A 26200-nucleotide genomic window follows, 5' to 3' on the forward strand; every position below is an offset into this window, starting at 1 on the left:
GAAAGCGTCGATGTGCAAGCGGCGTAACGGTCGCATTAGCAGAACTAAATAAGGAAAGGCAGGCGCGGCGATGGGGAGCCGGCCTGCCTTTCGCAGGTGGTGCGCAGCTGAGGTTCAGGGCATTTGCGGCGCACTCACCCAGTTCACGTCCGGATCATTCGTGCTGACGAGCTCTCCCAGCTCATAGACATTGGTGTAGCCATAGCCGTGCAGGTTGATGAAGGTCGGGATGTTCAGCGCGAGCGGGGCCCGCTTCAGCATCACCGGCGCGATATCGTCAGCGAAATTATTGTTGCAATAGATGAGGATGCGCGTGCCGCGATGGGCGATCAGATCGGCCAGCTTCTCATCGGTGAAGTCGGCAAAGTTGATGTTGATGGCGCCGTCGATATGGCCCAGCGCGAAAGCCTCCGCGCTCCGGCTATCGAGGATGATCGTGTCGGCTTCGCTCGCCATCTCATTGAATTCGGCGAGGCTGACGAGGCGTGTGGCGCGCAACGCCATGACATCCTCACCGGCCTGCATGAAACCGGCATAGTCGATATTTGGAGAGCCAGCGGCCTGCGCGTCGGCCTTGGCGCTCACACCTGCGAGAACGAATGAAAGCAGCGCCGTCAGCGCGAATGCAGTGTTGCGGCGGGCACCCATGACCTCTCCTCCTCAGTCAGTGCGATGAGGCGACAGTCACCCCCAAATGGGGCGGCAATCGGGTGAGGCGCGGGCGATTGAGGGGTTTTCATAAGAAAAGCGGCGCCACACTCGCAGCGCCGCTTCCCTCAAGATTTGCGCAGGATCAGTCGGCGCCGACAACCCAGTAGCGCTCGACCTTGTAGTAGTCGAAGGCCGCATCGCGCGCGGCCGCGCCATCATCCTTGGTCAGCTCTTTCAGACTGTGTGACGGGGCCTGCTTCAGCTGCTCCTCGCTGAACGGGACGATATAGCCGCCCTTGTCTTTCTCATAGTCGAGCGAGGCCCACGGGATGGCGTGAAACTTCTCACCAAAGCCGAGAAAGCCGCCAAAGCCGACAACCGCAAACATGATCTGGTTATCGAGCTTGTTCAGCATGACGTCCTCGATCTCACCGATCTTGTCGCCGCTGGTGGAGTAGACATCCGTCCCGATAACGCGGGAGGCGCGGATGGCGGTGGTATGTCCGTCTGGTGTGGGCATTTGCAGTTCCTTTCTGGGTTTGCACGGGGAGCGTTCGGCTCCTGCCCCAAACAACCAGATGGATAGCCCACTTGTTCCTGTCAGCTCGCTTGCAAACCGGTAACTTCTTTCCAGTGCTGGCGGCAAAGCGACAGATAGTGGTCCTTGTCGATATCGACCTGCTGGCCTTCTGTCTGTGGCTGACCGGCCTCATCGACGCGGGCCGTCATCGTTGCCTTCTTGCCGCAATGACAAATGGTGCGGATTTCCCGAAGGCTGTCGGCAATGCCGAGCAATTCAGCTGAGCCATCGAATAGCTTGCCCTGGAAGTCCGTGCGCAGGCCGTAGCAGAGAACAGGGATGCCCAGCTCATCTGCCACGCGTGATAGCTGCCAGACCTGCGCAGGGCTCAAGAATTGCGCCTCATCTAGCAGGACAGCGCTCAGCGGCGTGCCTGCATGCGTTGTCTCGATTGCCGAAAAGAGATCGACATCGCCATTGAACCGGTGCGCGTCAGAAGCAAGTCCGATCCGCGATGAAATACGCGCGTCCTCAGCGTCATCGGCCTTGGTGAAGTGAGACGTCCACAACATGACCGTCATGCCCCGCTCGCGGTAGTTATGCGCCGATTGCAGAAGGATGGTCGATTTGCCGGCATTCATCGCCGAATAGGTGAAATAGAGCTTCGCCACGGTCTCTCCTCATCTCAGGCAGGCCCTGCCTTTAGTAGACATTCGGCTTGGCCTGATTCCATCCGCTGCCGGACACTCAATCGGCAGGCGCCTCGATCTCTTCTGTCAGGAAATGGCGCGCTTCGCGATCCTCGATCTCAATCACCCAGAGGTCGCTGTCGCGGCTGCGGGCGCGGCGAACATAATCATCTGCCTCTGCCTCGCTTTCGCACACGCCCTGAAGGCGCACATCAGAGAAGATGCGGGTGCCTTCCATACTTGTACGGGGGACATAGACTCGCGCACTGCCCTGAAGGTCAGCCACCTTTACGATGACGTCGCCCCTCTCGCGGTCGCCCTTCTGCAAAATAAAGCAGCTTGCACCAGCCACTTGTACCCGGCGCACAAGTGCATCGACCCAGAGCCATGTCGGCAAGCGTTCTTCAAACATACCGTCCGGCTCCTCTCATCCGGCACGCGCCTTGCAAGTTGCGTATTCGTTAACAGTTTACTAATACGCCGCCAGGGAGTGGGCCATGTTCAGCATCATCATTCAATCGGGCGCCGCTGTAAAAGCTGCCAGTGAAACCGCAAGCGTGAATGCCCTGTCGCTCGGCGGCAAGGATTTCCTGTCGGCGCGCGCTATCGATGTCACCGGCTCACCTGTCCTGCCGCTCGAAGTCGTGATCGTCATGATCGGCGCGCTTCTGGTCAGCGGCTTTGCGCTTCTTCTGCGTGAGACGCGCATCGAACGGCGCAAGCACAGGGCCTAACGCGCCCTCGCCCTGAACCAAATTCCGATTAGACGCTGGTCGTTTCCAACAGCGCGCCCTCAGCCTCTTCTAGCTCGGCTTTTGGCAGAATGACCCGCACCCGCGTGCCCTCGCCGGGCGCGGTATCGATGATCACCTTGCCCTGCATCAGGTCTGCGAACGTCTTCACGACGGCCAGGCCAAGCCCTGTACCTGCCCTGCCCTTTGCATTGCTTCCCTGCTGGAAGGGCCGCGCAACTTGTTCAAGGTCGCTCGCACTCATCCCGGCGCCCATATCCCGCACGGACAAGGCGACGGTGGTAGAACCTGACCGCGCATCAATGCTGACCATTGAGCCTCTAGGCGAGTATTTGATCGCGTTCGACAGAAGGTTCTGCCAGATCTGGCGCACCGCGCGCGCATCGGCCAGCGCCCAGACTTCATTGCCCGCTTTCTGGCGAATGGAGACGCCCGCCCGGTCAGCAAAGGCAGAAAGCTGCGCGATGACGGACTCGCTGCTGGCGACCAGATCGACTGGCTCAAGGTCGAACCGGATATGTCCCGACTCTGCCTTGGCATAATCGAGAATGTCCTCAACGGTCAGAAGCAGGTCCTGGCCGCTCTCATGGATCAGCTCGACATATTCGCGGTAGACTTCCGGCAGGTCGCCGCGCAGCTCATTACGCATGAGATCGGAGAAACCGAGAATGGCGTTGAGCGGGGTCTTGAGCTCATGACCGAGGCTCGCAAAGAAGGCGGTACGCTCTGCAAGCGCCTCTTCGGCGGCATGGGCACGGACGAGTGCATCATCGTCGCCCGTCTCCAGATCCTCTTCTTCCGCTTCAGGTTCTTCGACCAGGCTCATGAAGACGCGCATGCCCGCTGCGTGCGGATCAAAGATGAGCTCAAGCGGTGCGCGGCCAATGTCGATATCGAGGCGTGTGCCGTCAGATGAGAGGGCCGCCTCGATCCTTGGCCGGTGGGGTTCGTCGAACGCCTCAACGAAAGGTTGCTTCTGGCGCGGGCTGACTGGCGCATTGATCTCGCCAGACACCATGCGCACGCGTCCATCATCAGCGACATCGACGATCATTACCGGGCCGGTGCGCGCAGGCGTGTCTTCCTTGATCTCAGGACCAGCCCTCACAGGCGCAAGAGCCGCTGCGGCGAACACATCCGCAGGCTCACGCCGCAGGATCGCCACCAGCAGCAGCGCCCCGGCAAAGATCGCATTCAGCGAGAGTACGCCGCTGAACATGTCCAGCGCAGGATCATCGAGGGCGCTATTGAGGAAGGCGGCGGCGAGAAGGCTGCCAGCAAGGCCCAGAAGCGCGAAGACGCAGATCTCCGTCACATGTGAGCGCCAGCCAAACGCCAGCACGAAGAGCGGGGCCAGCGCGCCTGTCGCAATCGCAGGCGAAAAGAAGCCGCCCGTCACGAAGACGAGGCCGGACGCAAGCGCGATCCATGGCAGGATGGCGAGAACCGATTTGCGCGCGACAGGCCAGCGGCGCCCGCGCAGGGCAACGAGGATGGTCAGGACCGATGGCAGCGCCGCGCAGGCGAACACAGCCACCGCAATTAGCCCCGGCATGCCTTCGCGAACAGCAAGCACAGCTGCAGCGACGGCCCCGGCCAGCCAGATCAGGGAGGCAGATGTTACCGCGATTTTAGACGAGCTGTTCATCTGTCGGTTAGAAATGCCACGCATCCTTGCGGCTGAAGAATTCAAGTTGAGTCGGTTGCCTATTTTGCCGTAGATTATGGCGAGTTGCGCAAGAATGATAGAGCGAGGCATGCCTTCGCGTCTCAGGGGAAACAGAATGAAACTCGGAAGAATTCACGCAGCAGTGACCGCCGGTACCCTCATGGCGCTGGCAGCTACAGCGCAGGATACGACGCCTGAACAGGCCGCTCAGCCGGCGACCACAACAACCATTCCAACGGTTCAACCTTACAGCGTCGGCCCTGCCCCAGACCCGCTCGCGACAGCCGCAGCCGTCTATGCCACATACCAGAGCGATGTGACCCGGCTTGAGCAGCAGAAGTTCGAGGACGTCGCCTCGATCCAGACTGCGCTCAATGATCTCGGCAGCCAGAACCATGACCAGCTCTCGCGCGGCTGGATCGCCTATTCGGCGCTGATCGCCTCGCAGGACCCCGAATTCCGCGCCGCTGTGCGCGACGGTGAAGCCTATTATGGCCGCGACTTCCTCGTGCGCGGCCTGCAGAATGATGTGCGTTATGCGCGCACGCTGCATGGCGGCTCGGCCGCTGTCAGCGCGGCCCTGAACGCAGGCGCAGCCGATGCGCAGCGCCTTCAGGCGACCGCACAGACCGTGAAGCAACAGGCCTACAGCCTCCAGTCCTATGGCTGGGCCAAGGGCAAGCTGGGCGACTCCGGTGCGCTCGCAACCCGCCTGCGCGCTGACTCTCTCGTTGGCCGTACCGCCAGCAGTGACATGACAACCGCTTTCCGCGCGCCTGATATCGGCAACGTGCTCTCGACGGCTGGCCGTGCTGGTGCCCCATCGATCTGGCGCAACATCAGCGGTGCCGCAGATCGTGTTCGCGTTGCGAATGTCACCAACATCACGCGTGGCACCCGCCGCAGCGTTGCCCCGGGCAGTGAGCAGGTCGCTGACAAGATCGCGACGCTCGCCGCCTACCGCGTGCTCGGCAGCGAAGAAACCGGCCCTGCCCCGATCCAGGGCGCGATGACCGAAAGCCAGACCTCTGGCTGTATGAACATGGCCAATCTGAATCTGCAGCAATGCATCGCCGCGACGCACCAGCATTTTGAGGTGCCATTCTGCCTCGGCGAGCACGCGCTTGCTGAGATTGGAAGTTGCATCGCCAAGGTCAGCAACTAGGATCACGAGTATTCAATCTCTCGCCCCGACCCTCAACTGGGGGCCGGGGTTTTCTTTTGCCTGTTTCTGCCCCAAATGACCGGCATGACCGTTACAGAACGCGCACAGGACATCACCGCAGAGTTCGAGTTTCTCGACGACTGGGAGACCCGCTATGCCCACATCATCGATATGGGCAAGGCGAACCCGCCGCTTGAGGCAAGCGAACGAAGTGAAGACACCCGCGTTCGCGGATGCGCCTCACAAGTCTGGATGGTGATTGAGCCAGAGAATGGCGACCACCTGAAAATCCGCGCCGAGTCCGATGCGCTGATCGTTTCAGGCCTGATCGCGATCCTCATCCGGCTTTATTCAGGTGCAAAGGCCACAGAGATTGCGGCCTTCGATGCAATGGCATTCTTCGATGAGATCGGCGTCAGCGAAGCCCTGTCGGCGCAGCGCTCCAATGGGCTGGCCTCTATGCTGGAACGGATCAAGTCGGTCGCCGGCACTGAAGCGGCCGCTGGCTGAGGCCCCGGCCCTCACCTGACTGGCCCACATCTGCTGCCTCGCGCAGCTTGTTCTCCATCAGATCGAGCCAGGCATCGATATCCGGATCATCGCGCATATCCTCAATCCTGTGGCAGCCATGCGCAACGGTGGACCTGTCGCGCTCCATCGCCATTGCCACGCGCGCAAGGCTCATCCCTAGCCCGACATGTGAAAGGTACATCGCGACCTGCCGGGCCCGCACGACATTGTGGTCGCGCGCCGCTGCGGACAGGATCGCCTCTGACGGGATCTGCAGTGCATAGCCTGTCAGCCCCACAGCAAGGCGGACGCTGTGCTCATCGTGGAGCCTGTTCTTGGTAGAGTTCATTTCCTACTCCTTTTGTCTCGTGCGTCCCACCTTAAGGCGAGCAAGACAGGTGTAGGATATTTTTCCTATATCAGGAAATCAATCTTTTGTGGATCAGGCGGCTACGGCGCGCGGCGCTGAGGGATGAAGAGAGAAAACAGGCCGGGACATACGGGTCTTTTTCCGGCGCAGGACATCATGGCAGAGCACCATCGTTGGCGCGTCGTCGGCGGCTAAATGGCGAAGCGGCAAGCGGAGCCAGGCGTGATGGGTCTCGCCAAGGTCGACGACGCCTTGCTGCGGCTGGCAGCCTTCAAGCAGGGAAAGCCCGCCCATCCGCCAGATGGAGGCGTGTTCCTCGGGCAGGTCATCGATCCGGCAGCCGCGCATGTCGGCGCCAATCAGGTTGCGAAGCTGGGTACCGATCAGGCGGAAGGTTGCGCCGCCCTGCCCGTCAAGCTCGAGGATCGAAATGCAGTGGAGATGAGCGCGCAGCGCGCCCGGGTCTATGTCGGCGCGAAGGGGCGCCGAGCCAACTTCCCTTCTGGAATTCCAGTAATCGACAATCTCGTTCTGAGCATCGATCAGGCTAAAAATATCTGATTGACTCTTCATCGTCAGCCACCCCAAGCGATTCGACAGAATCAGGTGTGTCTGAATTCGATTCGCGCCGCAAGAGTCAATCTAAGAAAAAATTAACCTAGATTGCCAAAGTATTTCATTTCGCAAGCGTAACGATCTTGATTGTCAGTATTCGGGCGGCACACCGAAGATGACCGACCTATTTCTTGCCGGTGCCAAGGCCCATCTTCTTGGCAAGCTGCGAGCGCTTGCGGGCATAGCTTGGCGCGACCATCGGATAGTCGAATGGCAGGCCCCACTTCTCGCGGTACTCGTCCGGGGTCATGTCATACTTGGCGCGCAGGTGGCGCTTCAGCGACTTGAACTTCTTCCCGTCTTCGAGACAGATCAGGTAGTCATCGGTGACGGATTTCTTGACCGGGATAGCAGGCTTCGCCTCAGGCGCCTGGACTTCCTCAGTTGAGAGGTTGGTCAGCGCATCGTGGACGTTGCGAATAAGATTGGCGAGGTCGCTGCTCTGCACAGGATTATTGCTCACATAGGCCGCCACAATCTCAGTGGTCAGCTCAAGCGTGTCCACGCCAGGGGCTTTTTTTTCTGTGCCGGTATCCACGTTTCTCTCCTATACGCTCAAGTCAGATCAATTCATCTGATCAGGCTTGGTTCCAAGTACATCGAAATAAGTACAGCGCATTCCAGTAGAATACACAGCCTGCAAATGCACTGATTTATATCAACATCATTGGAATGAACTTTGGCTGGCTACAGTCTGGCTGCATTCAGCGGATAAAGAACGCGATCAACAGCGCAAGACCAAGCAGCACGGCCGTCCAGATCGCCATGCCATTATAGAGCCCGCCTGACGCCAGCGTCCCACGCGGACTGAAGGCAGCCTCCAGCCGCGAGAAGGTCCGCGCACCAAGACTGCCGAACACGCCGCTCATCGCCGGGCCGACCTTGTTCCAGACAAGGCCCGCCCAGTTCGCAAGGCCATAGCCCGCCTTGCGATAGATGATGTCGGTATCGATGATGATACCGCGCTTTTCTGGCGGATAGGCACCGAGGCGCTGCAGCAGCGCGAAGGCGAAGATCGCCAGCACAAGAAGCTGCATCTGCGTCAGGATATGGTCGCCAGTATAAGGCTCATAGCGGACCGTATACGGGTCGTTGGCGAATGGCAGGATCGAGTAGAGCCAGTTGAAGCCAAAGCCGGGGAAGAAGGCTGGCAGGCCAACAGCGATACAGATGAAGGCAGCAAGGCCCATCGCGACCAGCATGTTGAACGGCGCTTCCTTGGGACGCTTGCCGCTATCATGGCCGAAGAAGGCAAAGTACGGGATCTTGATGCCAGAATGCTCAAGCACACCAGCCGACGCGAACAGAAGCATCAGCCAAGGGATCAGGAAAGCCCCGCCTGCGACCGCGCTCATGGTGAGCGACTTCGACACAAAGCCGGAGAAGAGCGGGAAGGCCGAGATAGATGCCGCGCCGATCAGACAGAAGACCGTCGTCCACGGCATTGTGCGGAACAGGCCGCCAAGCTCGGTCGCCTTGGCCGTACCCGTCCGGTAGAGGACAGCGCCCATGCTCATGAAGAGCAGCGACTTGTACATGATGTGGCAGAAGGCGTGTGCCGCCGCGCCATTAAGCGCCAGCGGCGTACCGACACCGATCGCACAGACCATGAAGCCGAGCTGGTTGTTCAGCGAGAAGGACAGAACCTTGCGGAGGTCATTCTCCACGACGGCGAAGAAGACCGGATAGACGGTCATGATCGCGCCGATCCAGATAAGGCTCTGCTCACCCGCAAAAGTCCGCGCGAGCGCATAGATGGCGAGCTTCGTCGTGAAGGCAGACAGGATGACCGTGCCGACCACGGTTGCCTTTGGATAGGCATCCGCGATCCAGGTGTGGAGGAAGGGGAAGCCTGCCTTGATACCGAAAGCGAGGAAGACCAGCAGCACGCCCGGATTGCCAAGCTCCAGCGCGCGGATGCTCATGTCGCCGGTGTCGAAATAGATCTGCATCGCGCCGAACAACAGCAGCACGCCCGACAGGATGTGCAGGCCGAGATAGCGCATACCCGCCTTGTAGGCGGCCCGCGTGCCTGAGCGGAAAATCAGGAAGACCGACGTAATGGCGGTCAGTTCCCAGAACACGAACAGGCTGATGAAGTCGCCGCAGAAGGCCGCAGCCACAGCCGCGCCCATGTAGGTCAGCCCCATCGTGTCTTCGAACTGGCTGTCCTGATGCAGCGCGTAGACCGCATTGATGAAGGCCGCGATCAGGAAGGCGAGGCCAAAGATGAAGGACAGCGAGTCGACACGGTACAGCACCATGTCAAAGCCCATCATGGACAGGCTTGCGAGGTCAGTTTCACGCGGGGCAGCGAGCAGCAGCGCTGTCGCGATAACTGGCGCGAGCAGCGCCAGGATCTGACGGATGCGCTGGACCGGAATGACAGCGGCCAGCATCCCCGCAAGGATGAGCACCAGGCCCGGATTGATGGTTGCAAGCAGGCCGTTCATGGATGCGGCTCCGTTCCGGCAGGTTCCTGCTCGTCCTCGTAATAGTCTTCAGAGCGGCGCAGCAGGCGGCCGAGTGGCCAGCCAGCCAGCACAACGAGCGCGAAGGCGCCAAAGCCCCAGATGGCGTTGAAGCCTGTCGTGCCGTCGATGCTGAAATATGGATGGCGGAAATGCTCACCCTCAGGCGCCAGCATTTCCAGCACAGGCTCAATGGCGATCAGCAGGATCGAGACGACCAGCAGTCCCCAGAACAGGGCCTTGCCGATCCACGGTTTGGTCGTCCAGCCGAACAGTGCGCGGGCTGCTGGAACCGTCTGGCTCTCATCGGGCGCATGTTCTCCATGATCGCTCAGATGAGGCGGGGTTGCATGATCGCTCATGGCTGGCCTCCAATCGCTGGAAGAAGGAAATCGTAGAGCTCGCCCATGAAGAAGAACAACACGAGCGTACCGATCGCCGTGAAAACAGGCGCAGCAACAGCAAGTGCCGGGGCCCCTTCCGGGCGTTTGTAAGGTGCAGGCTCTGGCGTGCCGCGCGGTGGCATCAGGCCAAGGAAAGCGATCGGCAGCAGGTAGGCGATGTTCAGGAGCGACGAGATGATCAGCACCCAGGCGACATACGCGTCACCGCTTTCAGACGCGCCGAGCATCAGCAGGACCTTCGGCCAGCCCCCTGCAAGCGGCGGCAGACCGATGATCGACAGCGAGCCTATCAGGAAAGCCGTGAACACCCATGGCATACGCCGGCCAAGCCCGCGCATTTCCGAGATCGCCTTCTTGCCGGTCGCGACATAGATCGCACCCGCGCACATGAAGAGCGTCATCTTGCCAAAGGCGTGCGCCGGGATCTGTAGCGCGCCGCCCATCATGCCCGCCTCATTGGCCAGCATCACACCGGCCGTCACATAGGCAAGCTGGCCAACCGTCGAATAGGCAAGCCGTGCCTTGAGGTCGTCCTTGGTGAGAGCGATCAGCGAGGCAACGACGATCGTGAAACACGCCACAAACAGGACGAAGTCGCGCGCAGGCGTGTCCGCCAGAAGGTCTATGCCGAAGACATAGATGCCGACCTTGGCCATGGTGAAGACGCCAGCCTTCACAACTGCCACAGCGTGCAGGAGCGCGGACACCGGCGTCGGCGCAACCATGGCGTTTGGTAGCCAAAAATGGACCGGCATCAGCGCCGCCTTACCGATACCGAAGGCAAAGAGGATGAGAAGCGCACTGGCGATCGCGGGCGTGACACCCTCTACCCCGGCGAGCAGGCCGCCCGGCACAAAGTCCATGCTGCCGGCCAGCGTCGCCGTCCAGATGATGGCGACGAGCAGCAGACCGATGGAAGTCGCGAGCAGCGTCATCAGATAGATGCGGCCACCGCGGAGTGCATTGGCGTCGCCCTTGTGCGCCACCAGCGGGAAGGTCGACAGCGTCAGCACTTCGTAGAACACGAACAGCGTGAAGAGGTTCGAGGCCATGGCAACGCCCATGGCGCCCATCAGCGCGATTGCGAAGCACATATAGAAGCGCGTCTGATGGCGCTCCTTGTTCCCGCGCATGTAGCCGATGGAATAGAAGCTGTTCACGATCCAGAGGCCGCTTGCCACAAGCGCGAACATGGCGCCGAGCGGCTCCAGCTTGAACGCCAGATCAAGGCCAGGAACCACCGTACCAAGGACGAACTCGGCAGGCTCACCGCCCATGACGGTTCCGGTCAGAAGGCAGGCCACTGCAAAGAGCGCAGCTGCACCAACCAGCGTGACGCCTTCGCGCACATCCGGGAAGCGACCGGTAAGGTAGATACCAGCCATGGTAATCAGCGGCAGAATGAGCGCCGCGAGGATCAGGATTTCACCGCTCATGACGCGCCTCCGATAAAGAGCGCCTCAGCCGCATCGGTCGCAAGGCCGTAGACAAAACCGCCATCGATGCCGACCCAGATATTCGCAATGGCGAGAATCCAGAGCGGGACGAGGATGAGAAGCGGCGCTTCACCATGCTCCTTGTGCGGGTTGGTCGGCGCGCGGAAGAAGACGGCCTCCAGGATGCGGCCCATATAGATGACCGCGAGCACGCTGGAGAACACCACGATAAGCGCAGCCCACCACCAGCCGCTTTCGAGCAGCGCGGAGACGAGTGCGAACTTGGACTGGAAGCCTGCCGTAAGCGGCACGCCGATCAGCGACAGACCGGCAATGGCAAAGGCCGTCATCGTCCAAGGGGCGCGGCGACCAAGGCCTGCAAAGTCATGGATGCGCGCGCCCTGATAGGTCAGCACAGCGCCTGCGACAGCCATGAACAATGCGCCCTTCATCAGGGCGTGGTTGATAAGGTGGAACATGCCTGCAGACACACCAGCCGCGGTACCCAGAGAGATACCGAGCAGCATGTAGCCGACCTGCGCTACCGAGGAATAGGCAAGCGTGCGCCGGATATCGGCCTGGAAGATCGCCTGGAAGGAACAGGCGAGCATCGCCGCAATCCCCATCGGCGCAAGGATCAGCGCGAGGCTCATGCCCTCGAAAGCGAAGTCGAGCGAGAAGACGCTGAACAGGAAGCGGACCAGGGCGTAGATCGCAACCTTGGTCGCGGTCGCCGCAAGGAAGGCCGTCACGAAGCTCGGGCTGTAGGAATAGGCGTTCGGCAGCCACTGATGCAGCGGGAACATCGCCGCCTTGAGGCCGAGGCCAACAAGGATGAAGGCAAAGCCGACCTGAACGGCGCGGTTGCCGCCAACATCCTGAAGCTGGACGGCAAGGTCCGCCATGTTGAGCGTACCGGTCGCGGCATAGAGGAAGCCGACGCCAACGACGTAGAAGCTTGCCCCGATCGTCCCCATAAGCAGGTAGTTGATCGCCGCCGGGAGCGCGCGCCGGTCACGGCCAGAGCCGAGCGCGACGAGCACATAGGTCGCGATGGAAGACAGTTCGAGGAACACGAAGAGGTTGAAGGCGTCGCCTGTCGCAGCCACACCAAGCAGGCCCATGAAGCAGACTTGGAAGGCGCCAAAGAACATGGCGCGCTTGCCGTCGGCAATCTCTGCTTTGATCGTCGGCCAGCCAAAGATGCTGGTCAGGAATGCAATCACGCTGACGAGCAGCAGCACCAGCACGTTGAGCGCGTCGATGCGGAATTCGATACCATGCGGAGGCGCCCAGCCGCCCATGGCGTAGGAAATGATCGCGCCGCCCTCAATCGAGCGGACCTGCGCAAGCAAGATCAGCGAGAGCAGCGTACAGAGGCCCGTGACGATGACCGTCATGCCCCATGCGACGCGGCCACCGCCCGGCAGGAATGCCGCGATCGGCCCAGCCAGCATTGGCAGCAGGATGAGCAGCGCGGGTGCGTGCGCTTCAGCGAATGCTGGCGCGATTTGAAGGATCCAGTCCATCATGCCGGGTTAGCCTCATCAGCCTGATCCACGGCGTACTCAGCGCGCGCGACTTCAAGGTCGGTTTCGCGGATCTCATCGCTTTCGATCGTGCCGTATGCTTCCCTGATACGCACGACAATGGCGAGGCCGACGGCAAGCGTCGCGACGCCTACCACGATGGCCGTCAGCATCAGAACGTGTGGAAGCGGGTTGGAATAGACGTGCTCCAGCCCGTGGCTGGCAGCGCCGTGCGCAGCATCTGCCGCCCCGTGCGCAGCGTCCGCGGCGCCATGAGCCGCATCAGATGCACCATGGGCCGCATCGCTTGCCGCGCCATAGGCACCGGCTGCTTCATCATGACCGCCGCCATGACCCTTTGCATCCTTGCCATAGAGGATCGGCGCCGTACCGCCATCAATGCGGCTGAGCGAAATGTAGAAGAGAATGATCGAGGTCTGGAAGATAGACAGACCAACGAGCTTCTTGATCAGGTTTGTGGCGGCAAACAGCGTATAGAGGCCGAGCATCATCAGGCCGATGATTGCCCAGTAGTTGCCGCGCTCCAGAACGAAATCCAGCATTACCAGTCCTCGTCCTTGATCTCGGTGACGCGGCCGGCGAACGCATAGAAGATCGAAAGCATGGAGCCTGCGACCGCGAACAGCACGCCGACCTCAACCGCGATGATGCCATAGTGCTGGCCCATATGGCCGCCCGGCTCTTCATTGAAGAGAACATCATAGTCGAGGAAATTGCCGCCCATGATGAGCGCCCAGACGCCTACCCCGGCAAAGATGATGAAGCCAAGCGCCGCAAGCGATCTTGCAAAGACAGGCGGCACAGCGCGCATAGCCGGCGTGATGCCAAAGATCAGCGCGTAGAGCACGACGGCAACGACGATGATCACGCCGGCCTGGAAACCGCCGCCCGGGCTATAGTCACCATGGAAGTGAACATAGAGCGCGAACAGCGCAATGATCGGGATCAGAGGCTTTGCGACAACGCGCAGGATGACGTGATGGTCTGTACGCGGGCCGGCCATTATTTCTTGTCCTTCTTGCGGTTGAAGGTCGCCGAGAGCGAGCGCTCACCAAAACCAAGCAGGAGGATCACAGCGAGGGCTGCGGTAAACACAACGCCCGTCTCACCCAGCGTATCAAAGCCACGATAGCTCGCGAGAACGGCAGTCACGATGTTCGGGACGGCGATCTCCTGCGGCGTGCGCTCAAGATAGTCGGTGCCAACATAAGTGTTGGCCGGGCTATCCGGGTCGCCAAAGGCTGGCAGGTCGATCGTCGCATAAACGAGCATGGCGCCCGTCGCGATCACGACGAGGATCGGCACGATGCTCCGTGCGAACGGTTCAGGTTTCGCGGTGCGCGCGGTCAGCAACATCGCCCCGAGAAGGAGCGCGGTGGAGATGCCTGCACCAACGGCCGCCTCGGTAAACGCCACATCGACGGCGTCCAGCGCGACGAACCAGGTCGCAGAGATCAGGGAATAGATGCCCGACAGCATGACGATGGCGAACAGGCTGCGCATACGCGCAATCGCCACGCCGATCACAAAGAGCAGGCCGAGCAAAAGGACGTTGATGAGAGCGATGGCGAGATCTGCGCCAGAATAGCCAGCGATCATGCCTCCTCCTCTCTATTGTCTGGGCGCTTCAGGTCGCGGCCAAGAACAGGCTGGAGGCCAGCCGTGTGAGCGGCGTTCGCAAGCGCGTGTGAACCGGTCGGGCTGGTCAGGAAAATGAACAGCCAGATGGCCGCCAGCTTGAACACGACGAGCCAGTTCGGGGCAAGAATCGCCATGCCGAGCAGGCCGAGCGTGACGGCGCTGGTATCAGTGATACTGGCCGCATGCAGGCGGGTGAAGAAATCAGGAAAGCGTAGCACGCCGATAGAGCCGATAAGCGCAAGCAGCGCGCCGATCACGCATAGGATGCCGCCAACCCATGGCTTTATGAGCAGAAGGATGTCGAGAAGCTCAGACATTGTCTCTCCCCTGCACTGTCGGCGCCTTCGGGACGGGCCTGCGGTGCAGCGGCACCTGGAAGGAGCGGTAGCGGAAGAACTTCAGGATCGCGATCGTCGAGACGAAGTTGATGAGCGCATAAAGCACTGCAATATCAAGCCAGTCCGGGCGGCCCAGCACGAAGCCGAGGAAGCCGATGAAGAGTACGATCTTGGTCCCGAGCGAGTTGACGGCCAGCACGCGGTCATAGAGCGTTGGCCCCATCAGCGCGCGAATGAGCGTCAGCCCGATCGCGATGATAATAGCGACGGCAGCGATCTCGGTCATGCAGCCAGCTCCTCCTTACGCTTGCCATCGGCAGCGCGATAGGAACGGTGATCCATCTCGTCAAACGAGGCAGGCGTTGCGGCCTCCTCGAACAGGGCGTGGATCAGAAGTTTGTCGCCTTCGACCTCCACGGTCACCGTGCCCGGCGTCAGCGTGATCGAATTGGCAAAGATGGTCTTGGCGAGATCGCTTTCGCAGCGCGTCTTCACCCGCACAAAGGCCGGATTGATGTTCAGATTGGCGCTGACACACGCCTTGATGACCGGCCAGTTCGCCTTGAAGATCTCAACCAGCAGCCATGCCCAGTAGGACAGGATCGGGATGGTGCGGCCATAAGGAGAGCCTTCCCGGTCAACAGTCTCAAGGCGCGAAGCCAGAACAACGGAGATGAGAATCGAAATGCCGGCAAGAATGAGTAGTAACGGCTTGTAGATCCCCGAAAGGCCAAGCCAAAGTGCGGCGAGCACAAAGATCAGGCCTGCAAAATAACCCACGAGTTAGCCGCTCCCATTTCGCCACAAGACAAGTATGGGTCGCTGTTACTCGCTCGACAGGGGTTTGGCCAGACCCTCTTCCAGTCTATGCACCAAAAACGAGCTGGGCCGTCCGCCGCGACGTTGAGAAACGGGTTTCGCTGGGCGATTCTGTCGCATCTTCTGCAGCATGGCCCGCCCGCGGTGAGTAGGATGATGACAGCGACCAGTTCCAGTAACGCAGCGTTGTCTGCGCCTTGGCGACCGCAAGAAGCTCATAGGTTTCTGACAGATAGGCGAATTGTGGATGCAGCTTGCCGTCATCTAGCTTCAGGGGGCGGCGCAGGGCGTGCCAGAGGCGCGCGAGGTAAGGCCGTTTCAGTCCTGTCGCCTTGCAGAGAACGGCAAGCCCCTCCCCGCCCGTATCGCTGAGGATCTTTGCGATCGTCACCGGTTTGACCCCGGCCAGAAATCCGATTTCCTGGGCAAGTTCTGGATTCAGCCCCTTTTCTGCGGCGACTTCAACCGCGTGTTCAAGGCTGTCATAGGGGCTCTTCTCAATAGCGGCGCGGTTTCTCTGCCGCCGTTCGATCAGCTGCAGCGTCTTTCGCGCAACCGGGTCGGACCAATTCTCCTGCGCCGCGACCGCAAAGACATCCGAGCAAAGATCGACAAGTTCCAGCCGGTCGGCTGCCTGCCTTTGCAGGATGACCCGGCGGGTCGCGCCGTCCGCCCACCAGAACATCGCCATTGCCTGACTCGGGATCAGCTCAAGCCGTTTGATCAACAGCGTTGTCAGACCTTCAACCGTGCGCGAATGCTGGACCAAAAGATCCATGCCGCGCTCTGATATCTCGGCGCCATTATTCTGCAGAAGCGCCTTCAGGACGGCCGGTTCCTCACGCTGGCAGAGCGCTTCGGCGACGCACGGATCGATACGCTTGCGCTGCGCAATCAAAAGTCTGTGATCGAGGGTCGTTTCATCCGCGATCGTGGCGAGGTCGGCCGCGTCAAAGCCCTCATTCACCTCGAGAATCGGTTTGGCGACTTCGAGGTCCGACATGGCGAGGTAGCGCATCAGTCGCCGCGGCGCTTCCTTGTTTACCTGTAGGCGCTGGGCACAGAATCGCCTGTCATCCGGCGCGGCGTGAAACAGCATTTCCAGAAGAATGTCGCCGCCCATAGAGCGGTCCTGCGGCGCAACAGCCGTCGCCGGCAGCGCAACAAAGTCGATAAGGCGGCGCAGGAGAAGCCGCCGAGCGCGCCCGCCCACGGCACCTTCAGACTGGGGCGATTCCCCCTCTGACATCTGTTCCAATGCTGACATTGCGGCCTGTTCGCTCTGCATCAATCGAACGGGCAGATTGCCAGCACCAGGTTAACAGCGCGTTTGACGCGTCAGACCTCGTCCATGTCGGGCTTCTTGCGCAAGGGATGAGAGAAGAAAAGCAGGATCGACGCAGCCAGCATCGCGACCGACAGCATGAAGACGCGGCCAAAGTCCGTCCCGCTTTCAAAAACCGCTGTGGATGCAGGCAGCTCGCGGCCAAGCACGTCCGGCATCATGTGCGCCGTGACAGCCCCCATCATGAGGAGCGCCGAAAGCGCCGCGCCGAAACGCCGGGACCCGGGAATCAACAGAAGGGCGCAGAGCAGAAGCTCGAACACGGCAACGACAACGCGGCCGGTCGGCTCCAGCAGCTCGATGCCCGTCTTGTCGGCCATGGTTTGGAAAAAAACATTATCCCCGGGGCGGTCGAACAGCTTTACAAAGCCTTCGGGCGGATCCGGAAGCGGATGAAGGGTCGCGTTGACGTAGACGAAGATCAGGAACACCGCGAACAGCCAGCTCAAGAGCAGGCGCAAGGCAAACATCACGGTTCCTCCCGGAGGGCGACGACAGGGACAAAGCATAGTCCGCCCAATCTGAACCTCAATGAGAGGTGTGACGTGAGGCGACTTTCGAGCTGCGAATGCAGCCAGTAGGGGAAAAACGCTTTTCTGAGAGGCCGCAGACAGTAAGGTCGCGCCTTCGCCGAGAGGGAGACGGTATCGCGAATGGATGAAGACGAGCGCCAGCTGGAGAACCGCGGCGAAGACCGCACCGGTCAGGTGAAATCGCCGGTCAGCGGTCTCGACAGCGCCACAACCGCCGGCGCTTCGGTTGAGTTTACAGCGCGCAGCCTGTTCACGCGGCGCACGCACCGGCGCGTGAAATCGGAGCTTCCTGCCTATCTGATGATCCAGTGCAGCTGGTTCACGGCTTTCGGCCTTCAGATGGTGCTGTTTCCCTACCTCATCACCAATCGTCTCGGCCTCGATGGCACTGAGCTCGGCCTTGCCAACATGGCCCTGTCCGGCCCGTCGGTCATCTTCCTGCTTCTGGGCGGCGTCATTGCTGAGCGCGCCTCCGGCAAATCGCTTCTCATGCTGCTTCATCTGATGGCGGCCGTTCCGGCAGCGATTCTCGCCTTCGTCCTTGCGACTGGCAACCTCGCCTATGGCTATATGATCATCTATGGGGTCGCGATGGGCACAGTGGGCGCATTCATGATGCCAGCGCGCGATTCCATCATCAACGAAGTGGTCGACCGACGCGCCCGCGTCGGCTCCGATGTCACGCTTCAACAGGGCGTCGCCTTTGCGACCATCGCCCAGTTCGCAGCCCAGATCTGCGGCCTGATTGTGGGCGGGTATGCTGATAAGCTGACCCGGATGCCGGACTGGCTCGGTGGTTTTTCGATCGGCCCGATCCCGAGCTGGGAACTTCTGGCCTTTCAGGCCATCATCGTCGGGCTTGGCGCAGGCTTCGCCCTCTTCCTCGCTCATGGCCGCCGGGTAAAGACCGGCCGGTCTGGTCTCGGCGCCGCGTTTGGCGACATCAAGGAAGGCTTTCAGGTGGTAAGTGCCGACGGCAAGCTGTGGGCGATGACGGTGCTGATGTTCGGGGTTGGCATCTTCGTGATCGGCTCCTTCCTGGTCGTACTCCCGATCATCAACCGGGACATTTATGGTCTCTCCTCAGACGGCATTCGCGACATGTTCGTCACCTTCTGGCTTGGCGCATTCGTGTCATCGGTCACGCTGTCCCTCTTCCGCGCCATCAAGCGACAGGGACGCCTGCTTCTGACGGCGCAGCTCCTCGGCTCCCTCGCCATTCTCATCATGCTGGCGAAGCCGCCGCATTATGTCTTCCTCGGCATCGTCTTCGCCTGGGGCCTCGCAGCCGGTGTCTCCATCGCGATGAGCCGCTCCATCGTTCAGGACGCCGCTCCAAAAAATCATCTCTCGCGCGTTCTTTCGATCTATCAGCTTGGCTTCATGGCCGGGGCGCCGTTCGGTGCCGCCCTCATGGGCTGGCTGATCGACTTCTTCCCCGACCAGCCCCAGCGCGTCGCCGTTGTCCCTGCCCTCGGCATGACGCTCCTCATCGCCTGGATGGTGATCCGCACACCCATCTGGAACATGAAGCACCAGCCTGCCTGAAACCGGGTTGTCGCCGCGAAGGCAGCGACAAAATGGTGCAATGTTTCATTAATTATTATTCTGGGAGCGGCTCATCGTGACATAGACGCGAACATCGGTGGTGTGAGGAGGGCTTCACTGTGCGGGACCGATTCACATCTTCTCAAACGGTGCTTCTTGGCATTGTGCTGGGCATTTCAATCACCTGCCTCATGGGGTCGGTTCTGGGCATCGATGCCCTCAAGACTTTTGGCCGCTCAAACAGCGCGATGGTTCCGACGACGGCTTGCGCGCTGATCTCACTCTGCGCCGCATTCGTGATCTCCACGCGTAGGGACGAACGGCGCCGCGCCCTCGCGCTCACCCTGTTCGCGCTCTTCGTAATGCTTCTGGGCCTGATACTCGGAACGAGGGTCGATGAAGAGAGCGCCCTGGCGAACCAAGCGCCGCCTGCGCGCATGTCGATCGGCACATTTGTCTGTCTTTGTTACGCCGCAAGCGTGATCTGGCTCCGCCTCGGCCGGCGGGCGCATTACCACGCACTGGCCGTCATCCTATGCGGTTCGGGCTTCTTCTCTTCGCTTTACGGCCTTTTCAGCCATACGCTGCCCGCCAACACGTCCCACCTGCTTCCTCTCTTTGGCGCAATGTCAGTGCCGACAGCGATTGTTCTGTCGGTTTTCTTTTTCACTCTGATGAGATCACTTCAGCAGGACGCAGACCTTTATGCAGACTCGTCGGTGACCAACTATCTGGAGCCCTTAGCCCTATCCGCGCCGCTGCTCTTCTCACCTGTCGTATTTGCCTATGCGATGGCGACGTCTGACCCGGTCGGTTTTGGCTCGAGCGCAGATGATGCGCTTACTCTGTGCATTGTCTTAGCGGCATTTGCGTTCATCGCCGCATTTCTCGTGACCCGTCCACGGACCAAGTAAAAAGGCTGCGGCACCTGAAGCACCGCAGCCTTTCGAAGTTCAACGCGTAGGCTGAGCTATCAGCCGCCTTTTTTGGAGATCCATTTGAAGGATGGGTCCTTCCACCATGGGAAGAAGGTCGGCATGTCCTTGGAGACAGAGCCTTCATACTTCGCAGGGCGCTTTTCGAGGAAGCTCATCACGCCTTCCTTGGCGTCTGGCGACTGGCCGCGCTCATAGATGGAGGCCGAATCGACGATGTGGGCATCCATCGGATGCTCTGCACCAAGCATGCGCCACATCATGTGGCGGGTCACGGCGTTCGAAACCGGCGCGGTGTTGTCAGCGATCTCACGGGCCAGTTCCTTGGCGCGGGACATGAGGTCGGCTTGCGGGACAACCTCAGAGACGAGACCGCCAGCAAGGGCTTCGGACGCCGGGAAGACGCGGCCGGTATAGCACCACTCAAGCGCCTTCGAGATACCGACGAGGCGCGGGAGGAACCAGCTGGAGGCGGCTTCCGGATTGATGCCGCGCTTGTTGAAGACAAAGCCGAAGCGCGCATTGTCTGACGCGATACGGATGTCCATCGGCAGCTGCATCGTGACGCCGATGCCCACCGCTGCGCCGTTGATGGCGCCGATGACCGGCTTCAGGCTTTCGAAGATGCGGAGCGTCACACGACCGCCGCCATCGCGCTGGACATCTTCGCGGCTGGTGCGGCCAGCTTCGCCGTCGCCAGAGCGGGCGTCATAGTCGAAGGTCTTCGCGCCCGATGAAAGGTCAGCGCCTGCACAGAAGGCGCGATCGCCCGAACCGGTGACGATGACAGCCTTGATGTCGTCATCCTTGTCGGTCTCATCGAAGGCGGCGATCATTTCCTGCATCATCTTGCCGGTGAAGGCGTTCATCTTGTCAGGGCGGTAGAGGGTGAGCACGGCGATGCCGTCTTCCTTCTCCAGTTTGATCTCTTCGAATTCCTTGATTGTTGTCGCGGCCATATGGCGGTCTCCCTGGTTAGCTTTTGTTTCGCAGGTCACTGAGGAGAGGTTCCCCCGCGTTCGTCAAGCGCGTTTTCGAGGACGCGTCGTCGCAAAACCCGGGGCGCTCCACTTGTGCCGCCAGGATCAATATGCTCTTCAAGAGGGCACAAAACTGTACGTTAACAGAGCAATGGGGGGGCATTGATGACGCGGTTTTTAATCATGTTCATGACACTGGCAGGCCTGTCGGCCACCGGGGCGGCGCAGACAGTCTGGGGGATCGAAGCCTATAGCGATGTCTGCCGGGTCGTTTTTGTGGAAGACGAAAACCGGATCGGACAAGGCACGATCGATCATCTCGATGAAGGCTGCCGGGTGGGACCATTTGAGCGATATGCGGTCGGTAATATGGGCGAGGTGCGTTTCCTTGGTGCGAGCGGTGATATCCTGATGTCGGTCATGCCAGACGGCGCTGGCTATGACGGTTATGTCGGCGATGGCGATCCAGTGACGATGAGCGTCATGAGGAGCGAACCCGCAAGGCGTTACTCTTCGCAGGACAGAGCGCGCCCACCCGCCAGACCGAGCTACGCTGCCGGAGGCGTCGGCAAAGCGACAGCTCCAGAGTGCGTGCGCTACTATGACAGCCGCCAATGTGCGCAGGACCATGACCTCGGCATGCCGGGAAGCCGATTCGACCTTCTGCCCATCGAAACCCGGGCGCGCATGAACAAGCGCTTCATGGCGAACCTCAATTCCTCGGTCGAAGGGCAAATCGAAGCTGGGGTGTGCGTCGAGGTTCGCAACTGCACCGAGCGGATGATCGATGAGGAGATCTGGTGCGAGGTCGATCATGACGGCGACTGGTCGTGGATACTCAAACAGGATGCGCAGTATGTATATGCCGGTGCTGGCTGTGGCTGAGGACTGGGGACGAACTGTCTGAACTGGCCGACGGGACTGATCTGACGCTGCTGAGTGATCTGGACTTCAATGGGAATGCAGGAGAGGTTTTCGGACTGAACCTCATTTTGTGGGTTTTGACCTCGTCGCCGTCTTTGTCGCCTTTAGCATTGAGCCATGCCTGAATTTGCCTCCCCCACTACGATTGCTGCGCCTGCCTTTGTTCTGGCGGTGATCTGGGAATGGTGGGCGGTGAAGACGGGCCGCGCAGGCGGGCGGTATGAGACGAAAGACGCCATCGCCTCCATGTCGATGGGGATCGGCAATCTGGTCGTGAACACGATTACCGGCGCCATCGCCCTCTGGATGATGATGCTGGCCTGGCCCTACCGGATTGTTGAAAACCCGGTCACCTTGTGGAGCTTTCTGATCCTCTTCGTGGCCTATGACCTGGTCTATTACTGGAAGCACCGCCTGGCTCATCGCATGCGCTGGTTCTGGATGGAGCATGTCACGCACCATTCCTCGACCCACTACAATCTGACCACAGCGCTGCGCCAACCTTGGTTCGGGCCATTCACCGGCCTCATCCTGCTTGGCCTGCCGTTAGTGCTGATTGGCTTCCACCCGCTTTTCATCTTCTTCGCGGGCGGGCTGAACCTTCTCTACCAGTTCTGGATCCATACCGAGGCGATCGGAAAGATGCCGCGCTGGTTCGAGGCCGTGATGAACACGCCCTCCCACCACCGGGTCCATCACGCAACCAATCCACGATACCTCGACGCAAATTATGCGGGCGTCTTTATTGTCTGGGACAAGTTGTTCGGCAGCTTTGTCGAAGAGCGCGAAGACGACCGCCCCAATTATGGCATCGTGAAACCGCTGGGCAGCTATAACCCCGTCCGCATTGCCTTCCATGAGTTTGGCGGGCTGATGAGTGACTGTCGGCGCGACGGGCTGCGGCCTGACCGCTGGATACGCCGGGCCTTCAATCCGCCGGGCTGGAGCCCCGATGGCCAGCACAATCGAAGCGAAGACATTCGCGCGGCCTGGGCGGAGGCGCAGCAGGCGCGGCCGCAGACCCAGCAGGACTGACGGCATTTTCAGCTGATTATCGAGAAAGCGCGCAGCTATCCGCTGTCGAAAGCGAATGGTGGCCGCGGCACGGGTTTCAGACCCGCCAAGGCCACGCCAAACATATCTGAAAGCGCAGCCCGAAAGCCGGTTTGGCGCACGTCCGCACCAAGGGCGATCGATCTGGAAAGCCAGGGCTGGCGCGGGACATGATCTTCACCATGCACACAGCCCCCCACATCATCCTCGTAATAGCCAGTGACAAGGAGCCGCCCCTGACGCGACACCGCAAGCGCAACATGCCCGCGCATGTCGCCCGGCAAGTCCGCGCGCCAGCGAAAATAGACGGCGACATCGCGCAGCAAGACCGGCCAGAGCCAGACCGGAAGCAGTCTCAAGGCACGAAGGATGAAGGCGCGGTTCATGGCGATGATTGGATCACGGGCTGGCCGGTGTCGGACGAATTTATTCTGTCCATGAATTCAGTGCGCTGTGCCTGCGGGTTTCCGCTACGTTGGGCATGGACGCATGAGGCCCGCTTGATAGAAACCTCTGCAACGACACGACGCCCGACAGGCATGGCCCGAGGCGCGCCCATACGCACGAGGAGAGGACCCCGCATGCACCCTTTTCATTTCGCCAAGTCCAAGCCGAACCACCCCGCCTATATCATGGGGAATTCCGGCGAGACGGTCACGTTCAAACAGCTGGAAGACCGGTCTAACCAGATCGCCCACCTGTTTCGCGAACACGACATCAATCCGGGCGACACGATTGCCATCTTTGCGGAAAACAGCGCGCGCTATTTCGAGATTGCGTGGGCCGCGCAGCGTTCCGGTCTCTATTATGTCTGCATCTCCTCTCGCCTGACGGCGCCGGAAGTCCAGTACATCGTCGAGGATTCCGGCTCCAAGGTGCTGATTGCGTCGGCGAGCCTCAGCAGTGTTGCGGTCGAAGTGAATGCGATCACCGAGCTGGAAGCCTATTGGTCCATCGACGGAGAGATCGCGACCTATCAGAAGCTCGAGGAGCTTGCCGCCAAGAAGCCGACCACGCCGATCTCTGATGAGATGATGGGGACGGACATGCTCTATTCGTCCGGCACGACAGGGCGGCCGAAGGGCATTCGTCCGGCGCTGGAACTTGGCATGCCGATCGATGAGCCGAGCGTTCTGGTCCAGCTGGCCCAGCTTCTGGCCAAGGCGCAGGGCGACGACATGGTCTATCTCTCGCCTGCCCCGCTTTACCATGCAGCGCCGCTTCGCTGGTGCATGTCCTTCACGCGCATGGGCGCGACGCTGGTCATCATGGAGAAGTTCGACCCGGAAAAGTATCTGCAGCTGGTCGAGAAGTACAAGGTGACCCACACCCAGCTTGTGCCGACCATGTTCGTCAAAATGCTGAAGCTGCCTGAAGAGGTGCGCACCAAATACGACGTATCAAGCCTGCGTGCAGCCATCCATGCGGCAGCCCCCTGCCCTATCCCGGTCAAGGAACAGATGATCGAATGGTGGGGACCTGTTATCGAGGAATATTATGCCGGGTCCGAGGGCAATGGCATGACCTGGATCAATTCAGAGCAATGGCTGCACCATAAGGGCTCTGTCGGCCTGCCTGTCATGGGTGAGCTTCACATCTGCGACGAGGAAGGCAATGAGCTGCCCGTCGGTGAAGCAGGCACCATTTATTATAGCGGCACGACCCCGCCGAATTATCACAACGACCCTGAGAAGACGAAGGGCGCGCTGAACCCCAAGCATGCCGACTGGTCAACGCTGGGTGATGTGGGCCGTGTCGACAAGGACGGCTTCCTCTACCTCACTGACCGCAAGGCCTTCATGATCATTTCCGGCGGCGTGAACATCTATCCGCAGGAAGCCGAGAACGTGCTGATCACGCACCCGAAAGTGGCCGACGTTGCCGTCATCGGCGTGCCAAATGATGAGTTTGGTGAAGAGGTGAAAGCGGTCGTTCAGCCCGCAGAGGGAATCCCGACCGATGAGGCGCTGAAGGAAGAGCTGCTGGAGTTCTGCCGCTCCAAGCTCGCCAAGATCAAATGCCCGAAAACCGTCGATTTCGACCCGGCCCTGCCGCGTCACCCGACGGGCAAGCTCTACAAGCGTCTCGTCCGCGACCGCTATTGGGGCAAGAGCGATTCGACGATCGTCTAGGAAGGCGCAAGCTGGAGTATCCTAGATTCCCCAGCTTGCCGGATCCTCGATCGGCTGGTCAGCCAGAAGCGCCTGCATCCCTTTGACGATGCGGATCACGTACCAGACGATGGCGGCCAGAATGATCAGCACGCCGACGATGATGAGCGTCAGCACGGCGCCCACCACCATGAAGAGCAGCATCTTCCAGAAGATGTTGATCTGGTTCCGATAGTGAGAGCGCACCAGCGGCGAGGCACTATCCTTGCCGACATAGGCCATGATGACGCCGACCAGCGCCGAAACACCGATCAGGAAGCTGCAGAGATAGAGAATATAGACCAGGTTGGCATTGCCCTTCTGGCCCGGATCAACGGTGACGACGGGATCGGACATGGCAGAACCTCAAGCGGTTTGATCTGAAGATAGGGCCAAGCTGTCGCGCCCGCGCCGCGTTGGCAAGGGGCCATGCCGAACGAGGCCCGCCCGGCCATGAAACTGCTTCCCCTTGCGCCAAGGCTTGCGAATGGCGTCCAGTTTTCGCAAAAGTACCGGCCAACACGAATTCCAATATCTGAGGAAGGAAACAGACCAGATGGCTGACCCGAAAAAAGTCCACTATAACGACCTTGAATCCATTGCTGGCCAGGAGGTTGGCGTCTCTGACTGGGTGACGATCGATCAGGACCGCGTGAACAAGTTTGCTGACGCGACCGGCGACCACCAGTGGATCCACGTCGATGTGGAACGCGCCACGAAGGAGATGGGCGGCCCGATCGCGCACGGCTTCCTGACCCTGTCCCTGCTGCCGATGCTGGGTGCGCAAGTTCTTCGCATCGAAGGCACGACGCGAGGCATCAATTATGGCTCTGACAAGGTCCGCTTCACGAACATGGTGCCTGTCGGCTCCAAGGTGCGCCTGCGCCAGAAGTGCCTTGCAGTCGAATCGAAAGCCGGCGGCAAGCAGACCCGTATGGAAGCCACGATTGAAGTTGAAGGCCAGGAGCGCCCGGCGCTCGTCGCTGAGACGCTGACCGTCGTCTACGGCTAGGCCTTGAAAAACAGGTGAAATCACAAGGGGCTGGCGGAATGATCTGCCAGCCCTTTTTTCGTATTCATTGCCGGTTAAGGCACGAGTCTTGCAGACTCTGACGTTGAATTGCTGCACAGT

Annotated in this window: 32 protein-coding genes; 9 read left to right on the forward strand and 23 right to left on the reverse strand. The window is 60.3% G+C overall.

Annotated features, from left to right (window positions below):
• Positions 1-114 precede the first annotated feature (114 nt).
• The 4 genes from D1222_RS08970 to D1222_RS08985 all read right to left on the reverse strand — a co-directional run bounded on the left by D1222_RS08970 (position 115) and on the right by D1222_RS08985 (position 2272).
• Positions 115-648, reverse strand: coding sequence for a rhodanese-like domain-containing protein (locus D1222_RS08970; RefSeq protein WP_119453927.1), 534 nt, complete (start codon positions 646-648; stop codon positions 115-117).
• Positions 649-793: 145 nt separating this feature from the next.
• Complete coding sequence (locus D1222_RS08975; protein WP_119453928.1) at positions 794-1171, reverse strand: PRC-barrel domain-containing protein; 378 nt, start codon at positions 1169-1171, stop codon at positions 794-796.
• An 80-nt stretch (positions 1172-1251) separates the two neighbouring features.
• Complete coding sequence (locus D1222_RS08980) at positions 1252-1842, reverse strand: thymidine kinase (RefSeq protein WP_119453929.1); 591 nt, start codon at positions 1840-1842, stop codon at positions 1252-1254.
• 76 nt (positions 1843-1918) lie between these two features.
• Positions 1919-2272 carry a DUF1491 family protein gene (locus tag D1222_RS08985; protein WP_233348626.1) on the reverse strand — a complete coding sequence of 118 codons (354 nt, stop codon included), beginning with the start codon at positions 2270-2272 and terminating at the stop codon, positions 1919-1921.
• Positions 2273-2357: 85 nt separating this feature from the next.
• Between D1222_RS08985 and D1222_RS08990 the strand changes: the two genes are divergently transcribed.
• Positions 2358-2594 carry a hypothetical protein gene (locus D1222_RS08990; RefSeq protein WP_119453930.1) on the forward strand — a complete coding sequence of 79 codons (237 nt, stop codon included), beginning with the start codon at positions 2358-2360 and terminating at the stop codon, positions 2592-2594.
• A 28-nt stretch (positions 2595-2622) separates the two neighbouring features.
• Here D1222_RS08990 and D1222_RS08995 read toward each other — a convergent pair whose 3' ends face one another.
• Positions 2623-4260, reverse strand: coding sequence for a sensor histidine kinase (locus D1222_RS08995; protein ID WP_182481930.1), 1638 nt, complete (start codon positions 4258-4260; stop codon positions 2623-2625).
• Positions 4261-4396: 136 nt separating this feature from the next.
• Between D1222_RS08995 and D1222_RS09000 the strand changes: the two genes are divergently transcribed.
• Both D1222_RS09000 and D1222_RS09005 read left to right on the forward strand, forming a co-directional pair.
• The gene (locus D1222_RS09000) at positions 4397-5446 is read left to right on the forward strand and encodes a hypothetical protein (RefSeq protein ID WP_147371843.1); all 1050 of its coding nucleotides are present in this window, start codon (positions 4397-4399) and stop codon (positions 5444-5446) included.
• An 84-nt stretch (positions 5447-5530) separates the two neighbouring features.
• Positions 5531-5956: a SufE family protein gene (locus D1222_RS09005; RefSeq protein ID WP_119454052.1), complete on the forward strand. Its 426-nt coding sequence runs from the start codon at positions 5531-5533 to the stop codon at positions 5954-5956.
• Here the strand turns inward: D1222_RS09005 and D1222_RS09010 are convergent.
• From D1222_RS09010 to D1222_RS09080, 15 genes are all read right to left on the reverse strand, one after another.
• Complete coding sequence (locus tag D1222_RS09010; RefSeq protein WP_119453933.1) at positions 5919-6305, reverse strand: helix-turn-helix domain-containing protein; 387 nt, start codon at positions 6303-6305, stop codon at positions 5919-5921. The genes D1222_RS09005 and D1222_RS09010 overlap by 38 nt on opposite strands.
• 93 nt (positions 6306-6398) lie before the next feature.
• Positions 6399-6899: a PAS domain-containing protein gene (locus D1222_RS09015; RefSeq protein WP_147371844.1), complete on the reverse strand. Its 501-nt coding sequence runs from the start codon at positions 6897-6899 to the stop codon at positions 6399-6401.
• 166 nt (positions 6900-7065) lie between these two features.
• The gene (locus D1222_RS09020) at positions 7066-7479 is read right to left on the reverse strand and encodes a MucR family transcriptional regulator (RefSeq protein WP_119453935.1); all 414 of its coding nucleotides are present in this window, start codon (positions 7477-7479) and stop codon (positions 7066-7068) included.
• A 166-nt stretch (positions 7480-7645) separates the two neighbouring features.
• Positions 7646-9394: a Na(+)/H(+) antiporter subunit D gene (locus D1222_RS09025; RefSeq protein ID WP_119453936.1), complete on the reverse strand. Its 1749-nt coding sequence runs from the start codon at positions 9392-9394 to the stop codon at positions 7646-7648.
• A complete protein-coding gene (locus D1222_RS09030) occupies positions 9391-9774 on the reverse strand; it encodes a hypothetical protein (protein ID WP_119453937.1) in 384 nt (127 codons plus the stop codon). The genes D1222_RS09025 and D1222_RS09030 overlap by 4 nt, the downstream gene beginning before the upstream one ends.
• Complete coding sequence (locus D1222_RS09035) at positions 9771-11252, reverse strand: proton-conducting transporter transmembrane domain-containing protein (RefSeq protein WP_119453938.1); 1482 nt, start codon at positions 11250-11252, stop codon at positions 9771-9773. The genes D1222_RS09030 and D1222_RS09035 overlap by 4 nt, the downstream gene beginning before the upstream one ends.
• The gene (locus D1222_RS09040; RefSeq protein WP_119454053.1) at positions 11249-12781 is read right to left on the reverse strand and encodes a monovalent cation/H+ antiporter subunit D family protein; all 1533 of its coding nucleotides are present in this window, start codon (positions 12779-12781) and stop codon (positions 11249-11251) included. The genes D1222_RS09035 and D1222_RS09040 overlap by 4 nt, the downstream gene beginning before the upstream one ends.
• Entirely contained in the window at positions 12781-13344 is a 564-nt protein-coding gene (locus tag D1222_RS09045; RefSeq protein WP_119453939.1) for a cation:proton antiporter subunit C, read from the reverse strand. Before D1222_RS09045 ends, D1222_RS09040 begins: the two co-directional genes overlap by 1 nt.
• The gene (locus D1222_RS09050; protein ID WP_119453940.1) at positions 13344-13805 is read right to left on the reverse strand and encodes a Na(+)/H(+) antiporter subunit B; all 462 of its coding nucleotides are present in this window, start codon (positions 13803-13805) and stop codon (positions 13344-13346) included. The genes D1222_RS09045 and D1222_RS09050 overlap by 1 nt, the downstream gene beginning before the upstream one ends.
• Positions 13805-14401, reverse strand: a complete 597-nt coding sequence (locus D1222_RS09055) for a DUF4040 domain-containing protein (RefSeq protein ID WP_119453941.1) — start codon at positions 14399-14401, stop codon at positions 13805-13807. Before D1222_RS09055 ends, D1222_RS09050 begins: the two co-directional genes overlap by 1 nt.
• Positions 14398-14760: a monovalent cation/H(+) antiporter subunit G gene (mnhG, locus tag D1222_RS09060; RefSeq protein WP_119453942.1), complete on the reverse strand. Its 363-nt coding sequence runs from the start codon at positions 14758-14760 to the stop codon at positions 14398-14400. The genes D1222_RS09055 and mnhG overlap by 4 nt, the downstream gene beginning before the upstream one ends.
• On the reverse strand, positions 14753-15067 hold the full coding sequence (locus D1222_RS09065; RefSeq protein WP_119453943.1) for a monovalent cation/H+ antiporter complex subunit F: 315 nt from the start codon (positions 15065-15067) through the stop codon (positions 14753-14755). The genes mnhG and D1222_RS09065 overlap by 8 nt, the downstream gene beginning before the upstream one ends.
• Positions 15064-15561 (reverse strand): Na+/H+ antiporter subunit E, encoded by a 498-nt coding sequence (locus D1222_RS09070; protein ID WP_119453944.1) that lies wholly within the window; start codon positions 15559-15561, stop codon positions 15064-15066. Before D1222_RS09070 ends, D1222_RS09065 begins: the two co-directional genes overlap by 4 nt.
• An 85-nt stretch (positions 15562-15646) precedes the next feature.
• Entirely contained in the window at positions 15647-16867 is a 1221-nt protein-coding gene (locus tag D1222_RS09075; protein WP_119454054.1) for a DUF2336 domain-containing protein, read from the reverse strand.
• A gap of 71 nt (positions 16868-16938) precedes the next feature.
• A complete protein-coding gene (locus D1222_RS09080; protein WP_119453945.1) occupies positions 16939-17415 on the reverse strand; it encodes a hypothetical protein in 477 nt (158 codons plus the stop codon).
• Positions 17416-17598: 183 nt separating this feature from the next.
• Between D1222_RS09080 and D1222_RS09085 the strand changes: the two genes are divergently transcribed.
• Both D1222_RS09085 and D1222_RS09090 read left to right on the forward strand, forming a co-directional pair.
• Complete coding sequence (locus D1222_RS09085; protein ID WP_119453946.1) at positions 17599-19026, forward strand: MFS transporter; 1428 nt, start codon at positions 17599-17601, stop codon at positions 19024-19026.
• Between the two features lie 119 nt (positions 19027-19145).
• Positions 19146-19940 carry a hypothetical protein gene (locus D1222_RS09090; RefSeq protein WP_147371845.1) on the forward strand — a complete coding sequence of 265 codons (795 nt, stop codon included), beginning with the start codon at positions 19146-19148 and terminating at the stop codon, positions 19938-19940.
• Between the two features lie 59 nt (positions 19941-19999).
• Here the strand turns inward: D1222_RS09090 and D1222_RS09095 are convergent, their stop codons facing one another.
• A complete protein-coding gene (locus D1222_RS09095; protein ID WP_119453948.1) occupies positions 20000-20920 on the reverse strand; it encodes a crotonase/enoyl-CoA hydratase family protein in 921 nt (306 codons plus the stop codon).
• Between the two features lie 186 nt (positions 20921-21106).
• Between D1222_RS09095 and D1222_RS09100 the strand changes: the two genes are divergently transcribed.
• Positions 21107-21826 carry an SH3 domain-containing protein gene (locus D1222_RS09100; RefSeq protein WP_147371846.1) on the forward strand — a complete coding sequence of 240 codons (720 nt, stop codon included), beginning with the start codon at positions 21107-21109 and terminating at the stop codon, positions 21824-21826.
• A gap of 156 nt (positions 21827-21982) precedes the next feature.
• Positions 21983-22900 (forward strand): sterol desaturase family protein, encoded by a 918-nt coding sequence (locus tag D1222_RS09105; RefSeq protein ID WP_119453950.1) that lies wholly within the window; start codon positions 21983-21985, stop codon positions 22898-22900.
• Between the two features lie 35 nt (positions 22901-22935).
• Here the strand turns inward: D1222_RS09105 and D1222_RS09110 are convergent, their stop codons facing one another.
• The gene (locus D1222_RS09110) at positions 22936-23304 is read right to left on the reverse strand and encodes a hypothetical protein (RefSeq protein ID WP_119453951.1); all 369 of its coding nucleotides are present in this window, start codon (positions 23302-23304) and stop codon (positions 22936-22938) included.
• A gap of 195 nt (positions 23305-23499) precedes the next feature.
• Between D1222_RS09110 and D1222_RS09115 the strand changes: the two genes are divergently transcribed.
• Positions 23500-25050 carry an acyl-CoA synthetase gene (locus tag D1222_RS09115; RefSeq protein WP_119453952.1) on the forward strand — a complete coding sequence of 517 codons (1551 nt, stop codon included), beginning with the start codon at positions 23500-23502 and terminating at the stop codon, positions 25048-25050.
• A 21-nt stretch (positions 25051-25071) separates the two neighbouring features.
• On the opposite strand, the gene D1222_RS09120 is transcribed toward D1222_RS09115, so the two are convergent.
• Positions 25072-25425 carry a DUF4870 family protein gene (locus tag D1222_RS09120; protein WP_119453953.1) on the reverse strand — a complete coding sequence of 118 codons (354 nt, stop codon included), beginning with the start codon at positions 25423-25425 and terminating at the stop codon, positions 25072-25074.
• Between the two features lie 199 nt (positions 25426-25624).
• Here D1222_RS09120 and D1222_RS09125 point away from each other — a divergent pair, with 199 nt between their 5' ends.
• Positions 25625-26080, forward strand: a complete 456-nt coding sequence (locus D1222_RS09125; protein WP_119453954.1) for a MaoC family dehydratase — start codon at positions 25625-25627, stop codon at positions 26078-26080.
• Positions 26081-26200 lie beyond the last annotated feature (120 nt).

The organism is Henriciella algicola (assembly GCF_003576245.1).
GTDB lineage: Bacteria > Pseudomonadota > Alphaproteobacteria > Caulobacterales > Hyphomonadaceae > Henriciella > Henriciella algicola.